This window comes from Staphylococcus sp. HMSC035D11, from assembly GCF_001836075.1.
Classification (GTDB): domain Bacteria; phylum Bacillota; class Bacilli; order Staphylococcales; family Staphylococcaceae; genus Staphylococcus; species Staphylococcus hominis.
Map to the genome: position 1 here is coordinate 1 of NZ_KV827218.1, position 18474 is coordinate 18474.

The 18474-nt window shown below is 31.5% G+C and carries 15 protein-coding genes, 1 riboswitch and 1 other annotated feature; of the genes, 3 read left to right on the top strand and 12 right to left on the bottom strand.

Annotated features, from left to right (window positions below; all coding sequences use genetic code 11):
• The 4 genes from HMPREF2647_RS00800 to HMPREF2647_RS00815 all read right to left on the bottom strand — a co-directional run.
• The coding region (locus HMPREF2647_RS00800) for a SasC/FmtB family protein (protein ID WP_141756742.1) at positions 1–2978 on the bottom strand (2978 nt) is incomplete at its 3' end.
• Positions 2979–3224: 246 nt separating this feature from the next.
• The gene (locus HMPREF2647_RS00805; RefSeq protein WP_017176351.1) at positions 3225–3536 is read right to left on the bottom strand and encodes a rhodanese-like domain-containing protein; all 312 of its coding nucleotides are present in this window, start codon (positions 3534–3536) and stop codon (positions 3225–3227) included.
• Positions 3537–3554: 18 nt separating this feature from the next.
• Entirely contained in the window at positions 3555–5969 is a 2415-nt protein-coding gene (gene leuS, locus HMPREF2647_RS00810; protein ID WP_070859315.1) for a leucine--tRNA ligase, read from the bottom strand.
• Positions 5970–6016: 47 nt separating this feature from the next.
• Positions 6017–6207: a binding site (T-box leader), on the bottom strand.
• 65 nt (positions 6208–6272) lie between these two features.
• Positions 6273–7457, bottom strand: coding sequence for an MDR family MFS transporter (locus tag HMPREF2647_RS00815; protein ID WP_070468247.1), 1185 nt, complete (start codon positions 7455–7457; stop codon positions 6273–6275).
• A gap of 111 nt (positions 7458–7568) precedes the next feature.
• Between HMPREF2647_RS00815 and HMPREF2647_RS00820 the strand changes: the two genes are divergently transcribed.
• Together HMPREF2647_RS00820 and HMPREF2647_RS00825 are read left to right on the top strand one after the other, a co-directional pair.
• Complete coding sequence (locus tag HMPREF2647_RS00820; protein ID WP_017176354.1) at positions 7569–8528, top strand: tRNA modification radical SAM protein MnmL/YtqA; 960 nt, start codon at positions 7569–7571, stop codon at positions 8526–8528.
• Positions 8525–9085 carry a tRNA 5-(aminomethyl)-2-thiouridylate-methyltransferase MnmM gene (locus tag HMPREF2647_RS00825; protein WP_048680716.1) on the top strand — a complete coding sequence of 187 codons (561 nt, stop codon included), beginning with the start codon at positions 8525–8527 and terminating at the stop codon, positions 9083–9085. Before HMPREF2647_RS00820 ends, HMPREF2647_RS00825 begins: the two co-directional genes overlap by 4 nt.
• Positions 9086–9145: 60 nt before the next feature.
• Here HMPREF2647_RS00825 and HMPREF2647_RS00830 read toward each other — a convergent pair whose 3' ends face one another.
• Complete coding sequence (locus tag HMPREF2647_RS00830; RefSeq protein WP_002449620.1) at positions 9146–9547, bottom strand: transcriptional regulator, SarA/Rot family; 402 nt, start codon at positions 9545–9547, stop codon at positions 9146–9148.
• 296 nt (positions 9548–9843) lie between these two features.
• Positions 9844–10671, bottom strand: coding sequence for an alpha/beta fold hydrolase (locus HMPREF2647_RS00835; RefSeq protein WP_017176356.1), 828 nt, complete (start codon positions 10669–10671; stop codon positions 9844–9846).
• Positions 10672–10879: 208 nt separating this feature from the next.
• Here HMPREF2647_RS00835 and HMPREF2647_RS00840 point away from each other — a divergent pair, with 208 nt between their 5' ends.
• A complete protein-coding gene (locus tag HMPREF2647_RS00840; protein WP_070859318.1) occupies positions 10880–11881 on the top strand; it encodes a proline dehydrogenase family protein in 1002 nt (333 codons plus the stop codon).
• Positions 11882–11932: 51 nt separating this feature from the next.
• Here HMPREF2647_RS00840 and ribE (HMPREF2647_RS00845) read toward each other — a convergent pair whose 3' ends face one another.
• From ribE (HMPREF2647_RS00845) to HMPREF2647_RS00870, 6 genes are all read right to left on the bottom strand, one after another.
• A complete protein-coding gene (gene ribE, locus HMPREF2647_RS00845; RefSeq protein ID WP_002455177.1) occupies positions 11933–12391 on the bottom strand; it encodes a 6,7-dimethyl-8-ribityllumazine synthase in 459 nt (152 codons plus the stop codon).
• Between the two features lie 12 nt (positions 12392–12403).
• Entirely contained in the window at positions 12404–13588 is a 1185-nt protein-coding gene (locus HMPREF2647_RS00850; RefSeq protein WP_054105679.1) for a bifunctional 3,4-dihydroxy-2-butanone-4-phosphate synthase/GTP cyclohydrolase II, read from the bottom strand.
• 11 nt (positions 13589–13599) lie between these two features.
• The gene (ribE, locus tag HMPREF2647_RS00855) at positions 13600–14232 is read right to left on the bottom strand and encodes a riboflavin synthase (protein ID WP_017176359.1); all 633 of its coding nucleotides are present in this window, start codon (positions 14230–14232) and stop codon (positions 13600–13602) included.
• 6 nt (positions 14233–14238) lie between these two features.
• The gene (ribD, locus tag HMPREF2647_RS00860) at positions 14239–15282 is read right to left on the bottom strand and encodes a bifunctional diaminohydroxyphosphoribosylaminopyrimidine deaminase/5-amino-6-(5-phosphoribosylamino)uracil reductase RibD (protein WP_017176360.1); all 1044 of its coding nucleotides are present in this window, start codon (positions 15280–15282) and stop codon (positions 14239–14241) included.
• Between the two features lie 121 nt (positions 15283–15403).
• Positions 15404–15539, bottom strand: a riboswitch (FMN riboswitch).
• Positions 15540–15689: 150 nt separating this feature from the next.
• Entirely contained in the window at positions 15690–17177 is a 1488-nt protein-coding gene (locus HMPREF2647_RS00865; RefSeq protein WP_048761776.1) for an FAD/NAD(P)-binding protein, read from the bottom strand.
• A gap of 295 nt (positions 17178–17472) precedes the next feature.
• Entirely contained in the window at positions 17473–18321 is an 849-nt protein-coding gene (locus tag HMPREF2647_RS00870; RefSeq protein WP_037541107.1) for a peptidoglycan release complex glucosaminidase SagB, read from the bottom strand.
• Between the last annotated feature and the right edge of the window lie 153 nt (positions 18322–18474).

Here is an 18474-nt window from a genome sequence, read left to right on the forward strand (position 1 = left end):
ATTTTTTTCGTAATTTCTGGTTGGATTGCATTAATAAAATTCGTACCATTTGTTTTAGCAGTATCTACATTTTCATTTTTTAGTGCTTGATGAATTTGTTCCTTAGCCTTAGTAACCTCTTGATCTATTTTCGCTATTGCTGCCTCTTTTTCTTCTACTGTTGCATCAGGTGTTTGATCAATTGCTGCTTTTTTAATTCGGGCTACCTCATCGATTGTATCTCTTGCATCTGATTTTTTAACCACTTCTGGAATAACTGCATTAATTGCAGTTATTCCTTCATTTTGTGCATCATCTACACTTGAATTAGTAGTTGCTTGATTAATATTATTTTTAGCTTCGGTTACTATTTTATCTACTTTTACCTTTGCGACTTCTTTTTCTTCTATAGTCGCATCTTCTATTAAATCAATTTCTTGTTTTTTAGCTATAGCGGCTTGATCAATTGCTTGTGCAGCAGCATTTTTCTTTACTGGATGCGCTACTACTTGTGATATTTCGTTTACTTTGTTTTCTTTTAATATTTCAATTTCATTATTGTGATTTAGACTATTAATATCTGCTTTTGCTCTAGCTACCAAATTATCTATCTCAGTTTTAGCTGCATTTTTTTCTTCTAAAGTTGCATTATTATCCTTATCTATTTCAACTTTTCTTGCAGATGCTATATTATCTATTGCAGTTCTAGCGTTACTTCGAACAGTTGGAGTTATAGTAGCAGCATTCACACTATCTATGCTACTTGTTTTTTGTTGCGCTACACCATTATTTGTAGTTTCATTCATAATATTTGTTGTAGCCTCTGACACTAAATTATCAATCGTTGCTTTTGCAGCTTCTTTTTCTTCTACTGTTGCATCAGGATTATTATCAAACTCTACTTTTTTAGCATTTGCTCTTTCAGTTAATTCATCAATTGCTGCTTGCTTTACTGTTGGAGTAAGATCAATCATTGTAATTTCATTAATTCCAGTGTCTTTATTTGTTGCTACATCATTTGAAGTCATTGATTGATCAACAGTTGTATAACTAGATTGTAGTGCTTGATTCACTTGCTCAATCACAGCATTTTTTTCTTCAATTGTAGCTGTATCGTTACCCATAAAGAGCGCTCTTTTAGTTCTTGCAACTTTGTCTAATGATAATTTAGCATGTGCTTTATCTAAGTTTAAATCGATACTATTAATCGTTGCTTGATCTTTCAATTCACTTATAGGCATCTCATCTGTTTCAGCTAATACTTCTTTAGCTTTTCTAAGTACCACTTGCATTGCTTCCCATACTTCTGGTGAATTATCGTTTTGATCAAGATTGGCTAAATCATCCTCAATTTCTGTTACTTTGTCTCTCAAATGTTGCTTATACATTTTAACTGTAATAGTTTGTTTATCTAATACAATATCTCCTTGTCGCATAGCAGAATCAACACTTACAAATTCATTATGCACACCGTATCTTGTATAATGATCGCCATTATTACGTCCAAAATCTTTAGAATCACTTAACCTATTCATATTTATACCATCTGTAACATAAGTCAAATGTCCTAAGAATTCTTTTTCAATTGGTCGATCAGTTGGTAAGGATAATCCTATAGAAATATTTTTACTTGCTCCTGCTTCAAGTCGATCTATTTTAACTGTTAACTCTTTAGTTGCTGCATTAAATTTTCCAGTAGCATTTTTTGTAGATACATATGTCACATCTTCTGGTAAAACAATCGTATATTCTGTTTTATTTGAATTAGAATGTCCTCTATTTTCAATTCTAAACCCTATTTCTTGATAAACTCGATCAGCATTTATGGATCCAGATTGTGCAAAGTAGTGTGTATTATTTACTGTCGCAGTTAAATATGCGCCACTATTAATGGTAACATCAGCTAACACTCCGCCTCCAAAGTTATTAGGACCAGTAAGGAGTCTATGTCCATTAGTAGAATCAGTACTACGATTTAATGCCGATTCAAATCTTAATCTTAATCGTGAGACTGTTTCTGGCACTTGAAATACACCTACAAAGTTACCAATTGGGTTCTGTAATATATCCGGAGTTCCTTTATATAAAAGTGTAGAAGGATTATTCGCATCGTAAATATACACTCTTGCACCATTAACCCCCCATATATTATTCATACTACTAGAAATATAATGTAATTGGATTTCTGATCCAGGAGTAACATCAACATCTTGGTAAATTGATCCTACTGTAGGATCAGCTATACCTGGAACTTGATTAAAGTTACCATTATATTTTGATAGTACTACACCAATTTTATTATTGGTTTTATCGAATATATAAGGATTGTATGCGGGCAACGATTTAGGACCCCAAATTAATGGAATGATGGTTTGATCATTACTATTTACATGCCAACCCGGTACAGTATTTGCTTCATTCATTGCAGACTCTAAATTCTTAGTCGGTATCGTCGCACCCTGTGAATTATCTGTAAATGTCCCATTAATGATTTGACCAGTATTTTGTTCATTTACAGCCATCGGATCTGTATTTGTAGTACTAGGAGTGTTATCTACTGAACGTTTCCCTCTTCTATGTGGTTGATTAACGTTTGTAGTTTCATGATTATTTTCATTACTAACTACGTCATTAGTTGTTACTTTCTCATTATGATTTGTATTATTTTCAGTGCTATTAATTACATTATTCACTGTACCTTCTTCACGTTCACGGTTAATTGAATAATCACTTGAAGTATTACTTTCATTATTTCGATTATTTTCATTTGAATTAGATGTATTTGCTGACGTTGTTTCATTATGTGGTTGTTCAATATTAGTATTTTGTTTATTAATCGTCGCACTTTCATTCGTTTGTGGCGCACTTGTATTTGTTTCTGCATCATGAGTTGCTGCATGACCAGGATGTGATAAAAACACTAATGTAGCAATTAGCGTTGAAAATGTCCCCACACTAAATTTACGAATACTAAATTTCTGTTTTTTAAAAAGATTCATTATGTTTCCTCCTTGATGTTCTCTCTTGATGTCAATTGTTATAATGAAAATGTTTTATGTATGCTATAGTTGTTACTATCACTTACATAATATTATATTCACACTTAAATATAATATCATAATAAAATTAAAAGTACTACAACTAAATAATATAAAAATATTAAAAATAAGTTAAATTATAAAAAAACAGCGAAGAATCATAACTTCGCTGTTTTTCTGTATTATTGTTTAAATATCTATAAATCATTATATACTGTCTATTTCAATACCTTCATCACCCCATGCTTGCATGCCACCTTCAACATTAACTGCATGAATACCTTCATTTTCAAGGTAGTTCGCTACTTTTTCACTACGAACACCTGCAGCACAAACGATGTAGTACGTTTCATTTTTATTAAATTGATTTAAGTTATCAGCAATTTGATCCATTGGAATAGTTTTAGCACCAGGAATTGTACCCATTGCAGTTTCTTCATCTGTTCGCACATCGATAATATTTACTGGATTAGATCCTAGTATTTTCTCTTTTAATTGATCTACTGTAATTGTTTCCATTTTAAAACTCCTCTTCCATTATTTTGCAACGATATTCACTAATTTTTGAGGTACAGCGATAACTTTTTTAATCTCTTTACCTTCTATAGATAGTTTAACATTTTCATTTTGTAATGCTAACTCTTGCATATCTTCTTTAGATAAGTCTTTAGGAATATTGATTTTCGCTCTTACTTTACCATTAACTTGCACTACAATTTCAATCTCATCATCTACAAGTAATGATTCATTATACGTAGGCCAAGGTTGATACGTAATAGTTTCTTGATTGCCTAAACGTTGCCATAACTCTTCACTAATGTGAGGGGCAATTGGTGCTAACATTTTAACAAATCCTTCTACATAAGGTTTGTAAATGTGATTCGCTTTATAACAATCATTGATAAATACCATTAATTGACTAATTGCCGTATTAAAGTTAAGAGTATCAAAGTCTTCAGTCACTTTTTTAACCGTTTGATTATAAACTTTATCTAATGAATTATCGTTATTTTCAACAATTTTATTAGATAATGACCCATCTTCATTAATGAATAATCTCCATACACGATCTAAGAAACGTCTAGAGCCATCTAATCCATTTTCACTCCATGCTATAGCTGCATCTAATGGTCCCATAAACATTTCATATAGGCGTAATGTATCTGCGCCATGTGATGCTACGATATCATCAGGATTAACAACGTTACCCTTAGATTTACTCATTTTTTCGTTGCCTTCACCGAGAATCATACCTTGGTTGAATAATTTTTGGAATGGTTCTTTCGTAGGAACTACACCTAAATCATATAATACTTTATGCCAGAATCTTGAATACAGTAAGTGAAGGACAGCATGTTCTACTCCACCAATATATAAGTCTACCGGCAACCAATGTTTTAATTTCTCTGGATCTGCTAACATATTCTCATTATGTGGATCAATATATCGTAAATAATACCAACAACTACCAGCCCATTGTGGCATAGTATTTGTTTCGCGACGACCTTTCATGCCTGTTTTTTCATCAACAACATTTACAAAGTCATCAATATTGGCTAATGGTGATTCACCCGTACCAGATGGTTTGATTTGGTCAGTTTCAGGAAGTAATAATGGAAGTTCTTCTTCAGGCACAGTTGTCATCGTACCATCTTCCCAATGAATCACTGGAATTGGTTCTCCCCAATAACGTTGTCTACTAAATAACCAGTCACGTAATTTGTAATTCACTTTTTTCTCGCCAGCACCTTTGGCTTCGAGTAAAGTAATTGCTTTAGAAATTGCTTCTTTATTATCTAGCCCATCTAGTTCGCCAGAATTGATATGTGCACCTTCTCCAGTATATGCTTCTTCTTGAACGTTTCCGCCCTCGATAACTTCAATGATAGGTAAATCAAATTTCTTAGCAAATTCATGGTCTCGCTCATCATGTCCTGGTACTGCCATAACTGCACCTGTACCATAAGTCGATAATACATAATCAGCAATCCAAATTGGAAGTTTCTTACCTGATAACGGGTTAATAGCATACGCCCCAGTAAACACACCTGATTTATCTTTTGCTAAATCAGTACGCTCTAAGTCTGATTTTTTTGATGCTTCTTCTTGATACTGTTGAACCATTTCTTTTTTGTCATCAGTAGTCATTTCATTCACTAACGCATGTTCAGGACTAAGTACTAAGAATGTTGTACCGTAGATAGTATCTGGACGTGTTGTAAACACATCAATAGTGTCATTAGTATTTTCAACATTAAATGACACACGTGCACCTTCAGAACGACCAATCCAGTTTCTTTGCATATCTTTAATTGATTCAGGCCAATCTAATTCATCTAAATCTTCTAATAAACGATCGGCATATTCTGTAATTTTTAATACCCATTGTTTCATCGGACGTCTATATACAGGATGACCTCCACGTTCTGATACACCATCTACAACCTCTTCATTTGATAACACTGTACCAAGTGCTGGACACCAGTTTACTGCAACCTCATCTACATATGCGAGTCCTTTATTATAAAGCTGAATAAAAATCCATTGCGTCCATTTATAATATTCAGGATCTGTAGTATTAACTTCTCGATCCCAGTCATAACTAAAACCTAGTTCTTGAATTTGACGTTTAAATGTTTGAACATTCTTTTTAGTAAATTCTCTAGGATCATTTCCTGTATCTAACGCGTACTGCTCAGCGGGTAATCCAAAGGCATCCCACCCCATTGGATGTAATACATTATATCCTTGCATACGTTTATAACGAGAAATAATATCCGTTGCAGTATATCCTTCTGGATGTCCTACGTGTAATCCCGCACCAGATGGATATGGAAACATATCTAATGCATAGAATTTTTTTTGGCCTAAATTATCGCTTGCTTTGAATGTTTTATTCTCAGCCCAATAATTTTGCCATTTCTGTTCAATCTCTTTGTGATTATAACCCAAAGTATTTTCCTCCTAATAAAAATAAAACACCTCAAACTATTACTTTTGACAGGGACGACTTTCTTTAGCCGCGGTACCACCCTCATTCACATTTTACATGTGCACTTTATAATAGTAAGAGATGTTTTAAATTCGATTAATTAACGGTAAGTTCACTTAATTCTTAACGCTAGTTTGCACCACCACTAGCTCTCTTTAGAAAAGTATTTAAGTTACTACTCCAATACAGTTTAATATTATGAGATTCGTAACCTAATTGCAAGTGGTTCAGCATATTTTATATGTTTAATTTCAAGTTGTCTTTCAACGATTTTCATGTTGTGAATGTTTTGGTAGACCCTTATCAAAAATAGATAAGAAAAACATTCCAATTAATAAAAGAATGATCATTCCTATGAACATTGCACTCATATTGAATGTATCTACCAATATACCCCCGATTAGAGGACCAAATGCTTTCCCTACAGTTGATGCAGAATTTACTACACCCTGATATTGACCTTGCTTACCTTGCGGTGCTAAATAATTGGCAATCGTTGGTACTGCAGGCCATACAAACATTTCACCAAAAGTAAGAATAATCATTCCTATTAAGAAAACAGTAAATTGTTCTGCAAAACTTGTAACAAAGAATGACAACATAAAAATTAAAATACCAACAAACATTTGATATTTTAAGTTTCCTTTTAACAAACGAATGACTGGTCTAATTAATGGTTGTGCAACTAAAATCATAATTCCATTTACTGTCCATAATACACTATATTGAGACATTGAAATATTAATTTGTTGCGTAAATGAAGCTATTGTTGTTTCCCATTGAATGTATCCAATCCAACAAATACTAAACATGGCACATAATAGTATTAAAGCTATAAAACGTTTTTTATTTTCTTTACTTTGGATATCTAGACTATCTGGTGATTTCACTTTAGCATGGTATTCTAAATTAAATTGCGTAAAGGCTACAATTCCAAATAATACGTACATGATTAAATTAGCTAAGAAGATAAAATTAAAGCTAAATTCAGCAACGAATCCTCCCATTGCAGCTCCGGTAGCAACACCTATGTTTTGAGCTAAGTAAATAGCATTAAAAGTTGTTCTGCCACCATTAGGCCAAACGGCACCAGCCATTGCATAGATTGCTGGAACAATCATTCCCCCACCAAAACCAAGTAGCACTAACCAAACTGCATACCACGGCCATCCATGAAAGAAATTAAGTAATGTTGTACTAAACAAACAAGTAATAGTACCTATCATGATTGTTCTATAACCACCTAACTTATCGAACAACGTTCCACCTAGTAAGTTACCAACTACCATTCCAAAAGAATTAATCATTAGAACAATCCCAGAAACTGTCAAGCTTTTTCCTAATTCTTCTTTCATATAAATCGTATTTAAAGGCCATAAAAAGCTAGAGCCAGTTATATTTAATGCCATTCCTATAACTAGCCACCATACTGATCTAGGTATATTCATAATTTTTAAGTCCTCTCTTTATATTTTTATCGAACTATAATAAACACTATAACATTAAAATATGTTAAAATCTTTACTTAGAACTAAGTTAGATAGAAAGGATAATGTGTTATGGGTAAGTATTTCCCGTATGCCTTTGAAAATAAACGATATCATACATGGAATTACCATTTAAAAAATAAATTCGGACAGAAAATTTTTAAAGTTGCTCTAGATGGCGGATTTGACTGTCCAAATAGAGATGGTACTGTCGCACATGGCGGTTGTACATTTTGTTCAGCAGCTGGTAGTGGTGACTTTGCAGGAAATAGAGCCGATCCAATTGAAGTACAATTCCAACAAATTAAAGAACGAATGCATGAAAAATGGAGTGAAGGTAAATATATTGCTTACTTCCAAGCATTTACTAATACCCATGCACCTGTAGAAGTTTTAAAAGAAAAATATGAACCTGTGTTAAAAGAAGAAGGAGTTATTGGTTTATCTATCGCTACACGTCCAGATTGTCTGCCAGATGATGTGGTTGAATACTTAGCTGAACTAAATCAACGTACTTATTTATGGGTGGAACTTGGTCTTCAAACAGTTCATCAAAAGACCTCTGATTTAATTAATCGTGCTCACGATATGCAAACGTATTACGAAGGTGTAGCTAAATTGCGTAAACATAATATTAACGTATGTACACACATCATTAATGGCTTACCAGGTGAAGATTATCATATGATGATGGAAACAGCACGAGAAGTGGCACAAATGGATGTTCAAGGTATTAAAATCCATTTATTACATTTACTTAAAGGTACACCAATGGTTAAACAATACGAAAAAGGTATGCTTGAATTTATGACGCAAGAAGATTATACAAACTTAGTGTGTGATCAACTTGAAATCCTTCCGCCAGACATGATTATTCATCGTATTACTGGAGATGGACCGATTGATTTAATGGTAGGACCAATGTGGAGTGTTAACAAGTGGGAAGTTCTCAATGAAATAGATGATGAATTAGCACGTCGTGAATCTTATCAAGGTAAGTTTTACACATCTAATACTAAGGTGAATTCATGAAATTAGAACGCATTCTTCCTTTTGCTAAAACACTTATTAAGCAACATATTCAAGAAGATAGTATTGTTATTGATGCTACCTGTGGTAACGGCCATGATACCCTATTTTTAGCTGAACAGGTTCCAAATGGCAAAGTGTTTGGTTTCGATATACAAAAAGAAGCTATTGAACATACAAAAGAAAAAATAGCACCTTTTAAACATGTTACATTGATACATGATGGACATGAAAATATCTTAAATGATATACCAAGTGATATCATCGGAAACGTGGATGCAGCTATTTTCAATTTGGGATATCTGCCTAAAGGTGATAAATCCATTGTTACTAAACCTGAAACCACTATTCAAGCTATTGAAAGTATTTTTAAACTATTAAGTACAGAAGGTATTATTGTACTAGTGATTTATCATGGACATGAGGAAGGACAAATCGAAAGAGATGAATTATTAAAATATCTCGAAAACTTTGATCAAAGTAAAGCACACATATTAAAATATCAATTTATCAATCAAGTTAATCATGCACCTTTTATATGTGCGATTGAAAAACGTTAAATTTTAAAACCCATAAATTAAAACATCAAATCGTAGTTTTAATTTACGGGTTTTTTTATATTAAACGCTCATCAATGAATTCAAACTATTTTCTAAAGATTCATATTTTCTTTTAATAATAGTAGTAATAAAATCTAATAATTCATTTCTATATTTATTTTTTTCTTCATTAAAATGGATAATAACCGTACGTTCGTCGTCAATTGGACGCTCTTTGTAAACCCAATCAGATTGAACTAAATTATTATACGTTCTTGTTCGTTTATATGACTTGATATTAACGTATTGATCCATCTCTTTTAATGTCATAGGCCCCTTTTCCCATAACGTTAATAAAATAAGTACTTCTTCTTTATTTAAATGATACTTCTCATAAATAATTCTAAATATAGAATCTATATCCTTCAATAATTTCTCTAATTTCAATACCATAGATACCGTTTCTTTTTTTTGTAATTTCATAATTCATTCCCCTTGATCTCTCATATTATGTATAATAACTATAATTCAATTTATTATTAAGTTTATACGATTTGGTATTTTTTAATAATATATCAACTATATTTTTTAAATCAATATTTATATTATAATTCTAATACTAAATTCATACAATTTATAAAAAGTAATTGATAGTTATAATTCTACTTATATTGTAATTTTAGCTCATTTATAATATTATAACCATAATTTTGATATAGAATAGGCTCGTAGATATCTGTCTTCTACGAGCTATTCTTTATAGATTTTTAAAGATTATCTTATACTTCCTCAATATCTTCTTCTTGTACAATAAATCCCATTGTATTTACGCTATTATTCAAGAAAGTTAATATATATCTCATGACTTGATCTCGTTCAGGTTCATTGTGAATCTCATGATAAAACCCTTTCCACGCTTTAAAATAAAATTCATCTGCAAGAAATTGTTGTTTTAAAATATCTATTGAAGATGTTTCTAAAATTTTATCTTCGGTACCATACATTAATAAAGTGGGTAACGGTTTGATATCTTTAATATGTTGTGATGTGTCTTTCATCGTTTCATTAATAATGTTAAACCATTTGTAAGATACTTTCTTTAACATCAATCCGTCATGATTTGTCTCATTAATCACTTCTGAATTACGAGTTAAATCTTCATAATCTATTCCTAATTTAAATTGTGTACCTTTTGAGCTCTTTCCAATATTAGATATAAACATATTTTTTCGTGTTTTATAATTTTTCTTAAATTCAAGCATTGGAGAGAGTAGTAATATGCCCTCAATAGGTAGTTCAGTCTTTTCAAGTAAATTGAGAATAATTAAACCACCTAATCCAACACCCATAACAAATGTTGGTAATTTATATTCGTTTGCAATTTTTATCCATTCAACTAACTGTTCATGGTAAATTTCAAAACGTTGTAGTTGACCTCTGTTAGCTCGTGAAGTTTGACCTTGTCCAGGTAAATCACCCATAATTACGTGATAACCATTACGTCTCAACATCGTAATCACATACGCATATCTACCAGTATGTTCTAACATATTATGTACTATGATGATTACGCCTTTAGCGTCATGTTCTGTTTCCCACTTCCACATATTTTTGAATCCTCTCTAATTGAATGTTTATCAAATGTATTATATCAAATTATACCTTTAATTGTTGTTAAACAGTATATAGATTCTCTTAATTTATGACTAATGAATTTAAACGTATTTTACCTCCTAAATGTAAACGCTTTCTTAAACGATGTATTCATGCTAAACTTGTTATAGAGATAGATACGAGTGGGATGGAGGAATAGATATGTCTTTATTCAGAGATTTTTTCATAACATTATCAAATATTACATATTTAAATGAAATGGCTAAAGAAATCGGACCTACCATGGGGGCTAATAGAGTTGTTGCGGGTAATACTATAGAACAACTCATTGATACGATTGAACGTTTAAACGCTAAACATATTGATGTTACTGTAGATAATCTTGGAGAATTTGTTAATACTAAAGCAGCAGCGACTCAAGCTAAAAATGAAATTCTTGAGATAATGGAAGCTATTAATAAATATCAAGTGAGTGCACATATGTCGGTGAAAGTGAGTTCATTAGGCGGTGAATTTGATACTGAGTTAGCCTATCAAAATTTAAGAGACATTTTATTAAAGGCTAATACCTATGATAATATGCATATTAATATTGATATGGAAAAATATAACAGCTTATCACAAACATTACAGATTTTAGACAGGTTAAAAGGAGAATTTAGAAATGTCGGTACAGTTATTCAAGGATACCTTTATGATGCAGAGAAATTAATTGATAAGTACCCAGAATTACGATTAAGACTGGTCAAAGGCGCTTATAAAGAAAAGGATACGATTGCTTATCAAAGTAAAAAAGATATAGATAAAAATTATATAAATATTATTGAAAAACGTTTACTTAATGCCAAAAACTTTACGTCAATTGCAACACATGATGATAAAATCATTAACCATGTTAAACAATTTGTCAAAGATCATCATATTGAAAAAAGCACTTTTGAATTTCAAATGTTGTATGGTTTTCGTAATGAATTAGCAGAAGAGATTGCTAGACAAGGATATCACTTTACCGTTTATGTTCCATATGGCAATGACTGGTTTGCTTATTTCATGCGTCGCCTGGCTGAGAGACCTCAAAATCTTTCTCTTGCCTATCAAGAATTTATTTCAACAGAAGCACTAAAAAAAATTGGCTTAGTTAGTGGACTAGCTTTAGGAACACTTACATTAGTATCTAGTATTGTGAAATTACTAAAACGTTGAAATACAGAGCGTCTCGATAATCCTTAAAATTATCGAGACGCTCTACATTAATTAAAACTGTTTAAGTAAGTTTGCCATTTCAATTGCACTTACTGCCGCTTCTGCACCTTTATTACCTGCTTTCGTACCCGCTCTTTCAACTGCTTGTTCAATACTTTCAGTTGTTAAAACACCGAAAATAACTGGTGTATTCGTAACATCATTTGCTTTTGATACGCCTTTAGCAACTTCATTACAAACATAGTCATAATGAGATGTTGCACCTCTAATGACACAGCCTAAAGTAATCACTGCATCATAATCATTTTTTTGCGCTAATTTTTTAGCAACAAGTGGAATTTCAAATGCACCTGGTACATACGCAACATCAATGTTATCTTCATCTACACCATGTCTTACTAATGTATCTTTCGCTCCATCTAATAAACGATTGGTAATAAAATCATTAAATCTACTCACTACTATTGCAACTTTTAAATTTGTACCGACTAATTTACCTTCAAAATTCATTCTAAATTCCTCCTAAATAAGATGTCCCATTTTCAATTTTTTTGTTTCCATATAATGATGATTATGTTCCGTTTCTGGCACAATAATTTCTGTACGATCTGCAACTTTTATACCATAATCTTTCAAGCCTTCAAATTTCTTAGGATTATTACTTAATAAATTAACTTGTTGAACATTAAAATATTTAAGAATTTGAGCAGCTATATGATAATCTCTTAAGTCTTCATCAAAACCTAATGCTAAGTTTGCAGTAACCGTATCATGTCCTTGCTCAATTAATTCATAAGCTTTTAGTTTATTCATTAAACCAATGCCTCTACCCTCTTGTGGTAAATAAATAATTAATCCACCATGATCATTTATATATTTCATTGATGCTTCTAATTGAGCGCCACAATCACATCGTTGACTGTGGAAAATATCACCTGTTAAACAAGCAGAATGTAGTCTTACATTTTCAGTTGTACGTGGTTCTCCTTTGCCAAGTACAACAATATCTTCATGTGTATATTGAGATTGAAAACCATACATTTTAAAATCACCAATATCCGTTGGCATTTTTACAGTTGCTTTAAGTTCAATACCTTCGCTTTCTTGTTTGCGACGATAATTAATTAAACTTTCAATTGTAATCATTTTTAATTGATGACGCTCTTTAAATTGTTGTAATTCATTACCTTTTGCCATCGTACCATCGTCATTCATTATCTCACATATAACTCCAGCAGGTGCAGCACCAGTTAATTTAGCTAAATCTACAGCAGCCTCCGTATGTCCTGGTCTAACTAATACACCTTTTTCTTTAGACACTAAAGGAAATAAATGTCCTGGTTTATGGAAACTTTCTGGTTTAGAATCAGGATTAATTAACGCTTTCGCTGTTGCTGTACGATCAAATGCACTAATTCCTGTAGTAGTAGAGATATGATCGATACTTACAGTGAAATTTGTACCGTATTCATCTGTATTACCATCAACCATAGTTTTAAGATTTAGACGTTCAGCAATCTGTGAACTTATAGGAGCACAAATTAATCCACGCGCTTCTTTGGCCATATAATTAATGGTATCATCTTTCATCCATTGAGTGACTGCAATTAAGTCACCTTCATTTTCACGATCTTCATCATCTACTACAATAATACTATCGCCATTTCTTAATGCTTCTAACGCTTCTTCAATGCTATCGAATTTCATTTAAGCCCCTCCTAAAAACCATATGCTTTTAATTTATCAACTGATAAATCAGATTTATTTTTACCAACTATACTTTCAACATATTTAAATAATACATCTGTTTCAAGATGAACTTCATCGCCCATTTTTTTATTAGAAAGAATCGTTGAACGTCTTGTTTCAGGAATAAGATGGATATCAAAACTATGTTGATGCAAGTCAAAAATTGTTAAACTTACGCCATCAACAGTAATAGAACCTTGCTTAACCATTTGTTTGATGACCGAGTCCGATGCCTTAATAGATACAATGCGTGAATTAGGCGTTTCTCTGATATTTATAATTGTTCCTTTTGCATCTACATGACCTAATACAAAATGTCCTCCGAAACGTCCACTACCTGACATTGCACGTTCAAGATTGACTTCATCATTTTCTTTAATATTAGCTAAATAGGTTTTATTTTCAGTACCTTTAATCACTTGGACAGAAAATTGATTTTGTTTAAAATCAATGACTGTTAAACACGCACCATTTACGCTTATAGAATCACCAATATGCATATCTTCTATAATTTTTTGACATGAAATATCTAATGTCCTTACGGATTGTTGAGTGCGAATACGCTTTACAGTACCTATTTCTTCAACGATACCTGTAAACATTTATCTTCACTTCTTTCGCAATGTCATTTTAATATTTTGTTGAATAGACTCGGTAGAAATCACTTCAAATTGTGGCGCGTTAGCTAAATCAATGACATTATCAGTTTGATAAAATTGATTTTTTCCAATACCGCCTATTATTTTCGGGGCATAATAAATAATAAGATGGTCTAAATAATTAGATTGGAGAAATTCTGAAGTTATATGAGGCCCAGCTTCTACTAATAATCTGCCAACACCTCTTTGATATATATCAGATAAAATAGATTTTAAATTACATGTTTCTAAATATATTATTTTTATATGATGACTTGGACTTTTTAGTTCATGATTTTCAGTATAAATCCAAATTTCACTTAATTGATCGTGAAATATCTGTTTTGAATAATCAATTTGACCTCGCTTAGATAGTATGATTCTTATTGGATGTTTACCATCTTGAATACGTGTTGTATATTGTGGATTATCCGCTTCAAGCGTTCCATTACCAGTTAATACGGCATCATGAGTATGTCTTAAACGATATACATCTTGTTTTACAGCTTTATTCGTAATCCATTGACTTTGTCCACTATCAGTCGCTTGTTTCCCATCTAACGAAGTCGAGACTTTTACTGTAATTTCAGGGATTTTATGTTGTTTTGCTTTGAAGAAATCTTCATACAAAGCAAAAGCTTCTTCTGAATATTGATATTCAACTTCAATACCTGCCTTTTCAAGAATGATATCTCCCTCAGAAGATAACGTCGTATCTTTTACAGCATAAATCACTTTACTAAGCCCATGTTCAATAATTTTATTCACACAAGGTGGTGTTGACCCATAATGTGTACAGGGTTCAAGAGAAATATAAATGGTGCCGCCTTTTGCTTTATCTTGTGCCATATCTAAAGCCTGAACTTCCGCATGTTTCTCTCCTTGCTTTAAATGTGCACCTAGTCCCACAATACGCCCATCCTTCACAACAACTGAGCCAACAGGAGGATTAACTCCAGTTTGTCCCTTCACCATTTGTGCTAATTGAATTGCATATTTCATAAATTCACTCAATTTATCACCTCTAAAAAAACCCCATACCTGTTTCACAGGCATAGGGCATGTATATACTTAAATAAGCGTACTACAATTTTTATATTGTGCATGCTTATACATCATTCAGTAATGATGTGATTGATTCTTTCTCCCATCCAGACTTTTACTGTCGGCTCTAGAGTCTCACTAGATCAGCCACTTAATAAATTAAGATTAAGTGGGTCGCAGGCTTAATTACTGCCGGTTGGGAATTACACCCTGCCCCGAAAGAATACGTATGAAATTGTGATTAAATTTGAGTCATCGTAGTTTAGTACTACATATATCATCTTACATTTATTTTTGGAAAATTACAAATAAAGAATTTCAATTTGATTTTTAAATTTAACTCTTAAAGAGATATTTATTCATTATTGTGTAAAGCATTATACTGTATGATCAAATTCTTTTCGAATTTCATATAAATAATCCACTGCACTTACCGCTTGATTAACAATCATTTTTACTCCATTCCGCAATTTATTTACTCCATTAGTGATTTGTCCAATAGCAATCATATTATTTAAAGTACCATATCTTGGACTAATCACCTGATTTGTTTCTGGGATAATTTGTATTCCACCCATAGGATGGGCTTGAACAATTTGTCGATTTTGAAGATTTAAGATAAATTGATCATCTTCATCTAAATCTTTTAAATGTGTTTTAGAACCTGTTGCATTAATAATAATATGATGTGGATACCATTGTTCATCATTTTTAAATTTTAAATTAAATAGTCCATTTTTATGTACCACATTTTCTAAATCCTTTCTAATCACTAATGAACCATCTTTTATTAATTGCTTGATGAGTTTTGCAGTTCTTGGAGGCATAGGGTTTGAGTTAAGTTGAATAATTTTAGTGAAACGTTTATCGAATTCAATTTGATCTTGACGACTAAAACTATTCCAAATCCAATTTAAATTTTCTTTGACATTCTCTATTAATGTTTGGAATATACCTATCTCATCTGGATGTTCTAAATCATAATTTAAATCTTTAATCGTATCTCCTGTTCGGCGGTGAACCAATTTCTGTAAATCAATACCATTTAAATCACACTCTTCTTTAAATAAATCGAATGCTTTCTCTAATGGCACATTTCCAAAGTACTTATCTTTAATATCATTAAATTTAGATTTTGTTAAACATTGAAACTCAATTTTTTTCATGTTTCCTCTTACGCTAGGCAATTGAGCAGAACGACTCGTCATTGTGATAGGTAGTTTAGGATGATGAAACGCTACATAACGCACTACATCTAAACTAGCTAATCCTGTTCCAATAATAGCAATATCATCAGATTCTTGTACATCATCTAAAGTATTATATGTAGGGTAAGGAGTTTGAATATAACCTTTTATACCTTTTAAATGATAAGGATCGTGATATGATAAAGTACCTATAGTTAAAAATATGTAATCATATACTTGACAATGCTTCATATCTTTAGACGTACAGACATAATATTTCAATGTGGTTTCATCTACATTTGAATTAATGAAGACTTCTTGTACTGGTTGTTTAATGACTGTAAGGTTATCATATAATGTCTCATAATTTGATAAGTATGATTTCATATAATGGCCAAAAACAAATCTTGGTAAATACTTTGGATTTTTAAACGTAAAATCAGATTGTGTTTGATACCATTTCCAAAACTCTTCATCATCATCTAAATTTAAACTCATCTTTTTAGTGGGTAAGTTAATTAATAATTGACTACTATCATTTTGAAAAGGAACACCCTGTCCCATATTAAATTCATTATCGTAGACATCGACTTTTAATTGCTTAAAGTCTTTATGTTTAACGAGTTGTCTAAGTACACTTACACCTGCTGTACCCATGCCTATAATTGCTACTCGCATATTTAACATCATCCTTTTATATATTTGTATTATGTTGAATATTATCATATTATACCAATACGATTCTCGACTTCAAAATGTTTCACTATTAACACGATGATCCATTTCAAAACATAAATAATCATGTGTAACTATGTTAAAATTTAGATATTGAGGTGACTAAACAATGAAATTTTTATTAAAAACATTAATTGTTTTTATCATTGGATTTACTTGGGCTTCAAGAAAAAACAAAGCTGAATAAATAAAAAAACCAACATCATCTAATTAAAGATAATGTTGGTTTTTATTTTGATTATTGATGTTTTTGATCATCTTTATAAACATATAGCTTGAAGTATTTACCTTCTGTTTTCATTTCTTTATAGAAATCAGCAATAATTTCCGCATTACTTTCAGCCCATTTAATATCAGTCGCATATTGATGTTCACCAGGATTCATAGGATTCCATCTCATGCTATATAATGTATTTTGATCATCGTGAGATAGGAAGTGTTTATGAATAAAGTCTGCGCCACCTTTAATTGCTTTCTCTGGTGTATCCCAACCATGTTTTTTCGCATATTCAGCACCTGTTTTGATTGGATCTTCATCTAAAGCTCCAACGCCATAAAAATTATAATATTTTTTACCATCAATATTTACACCATTCGCAAGTTCACTTTTTACTGAACCTGTTTCTAATAATGCATGAGAAATTAAATAGACTTCATTAACATGTTTTTCTTTTGCAGCATTTACAAAAGCATCAGTATGTTTCAATAATGTAGGTCGATCGAACAACATACGTTTGATACGATTTTTATCAATCCCTTGATATTTAGATAAATCTAAAAATTGATATTTTTGTTTATCATCATCGATAAATTTACTACTATCCATTGCACCTTTAATTTCACTTGCTGATGCATCTCTCCATGCATTATTGTTTTTATTCGATACTTGTTGACTTGTATAGTTATCTATTTGTTTTGCAGCAGCTTTATCAAGCGTGACGTTCACATGTTGAACTTTCTCTACTTCATTTACTTTTTTGAAAAATATCTGATCAGAAATCATTGAGAAAAAAATGAAGCCAGCTGCTACTAAAATAATAAGTAACCCTATTAGGCCTATAATAGAACCTTTTCTGTGCTTTGTCATATTCACACCTCTTAGGTTAATGTTGTAATTTCATTTATAGAAAAGTCATCTATGATAATAAATTCTAACATTTTTAATTCTCATAAACAATTTTATAATTATAATGTTACATATTCATAAAATAAAAGTAACAAAATTGAAATTTAATAAAAA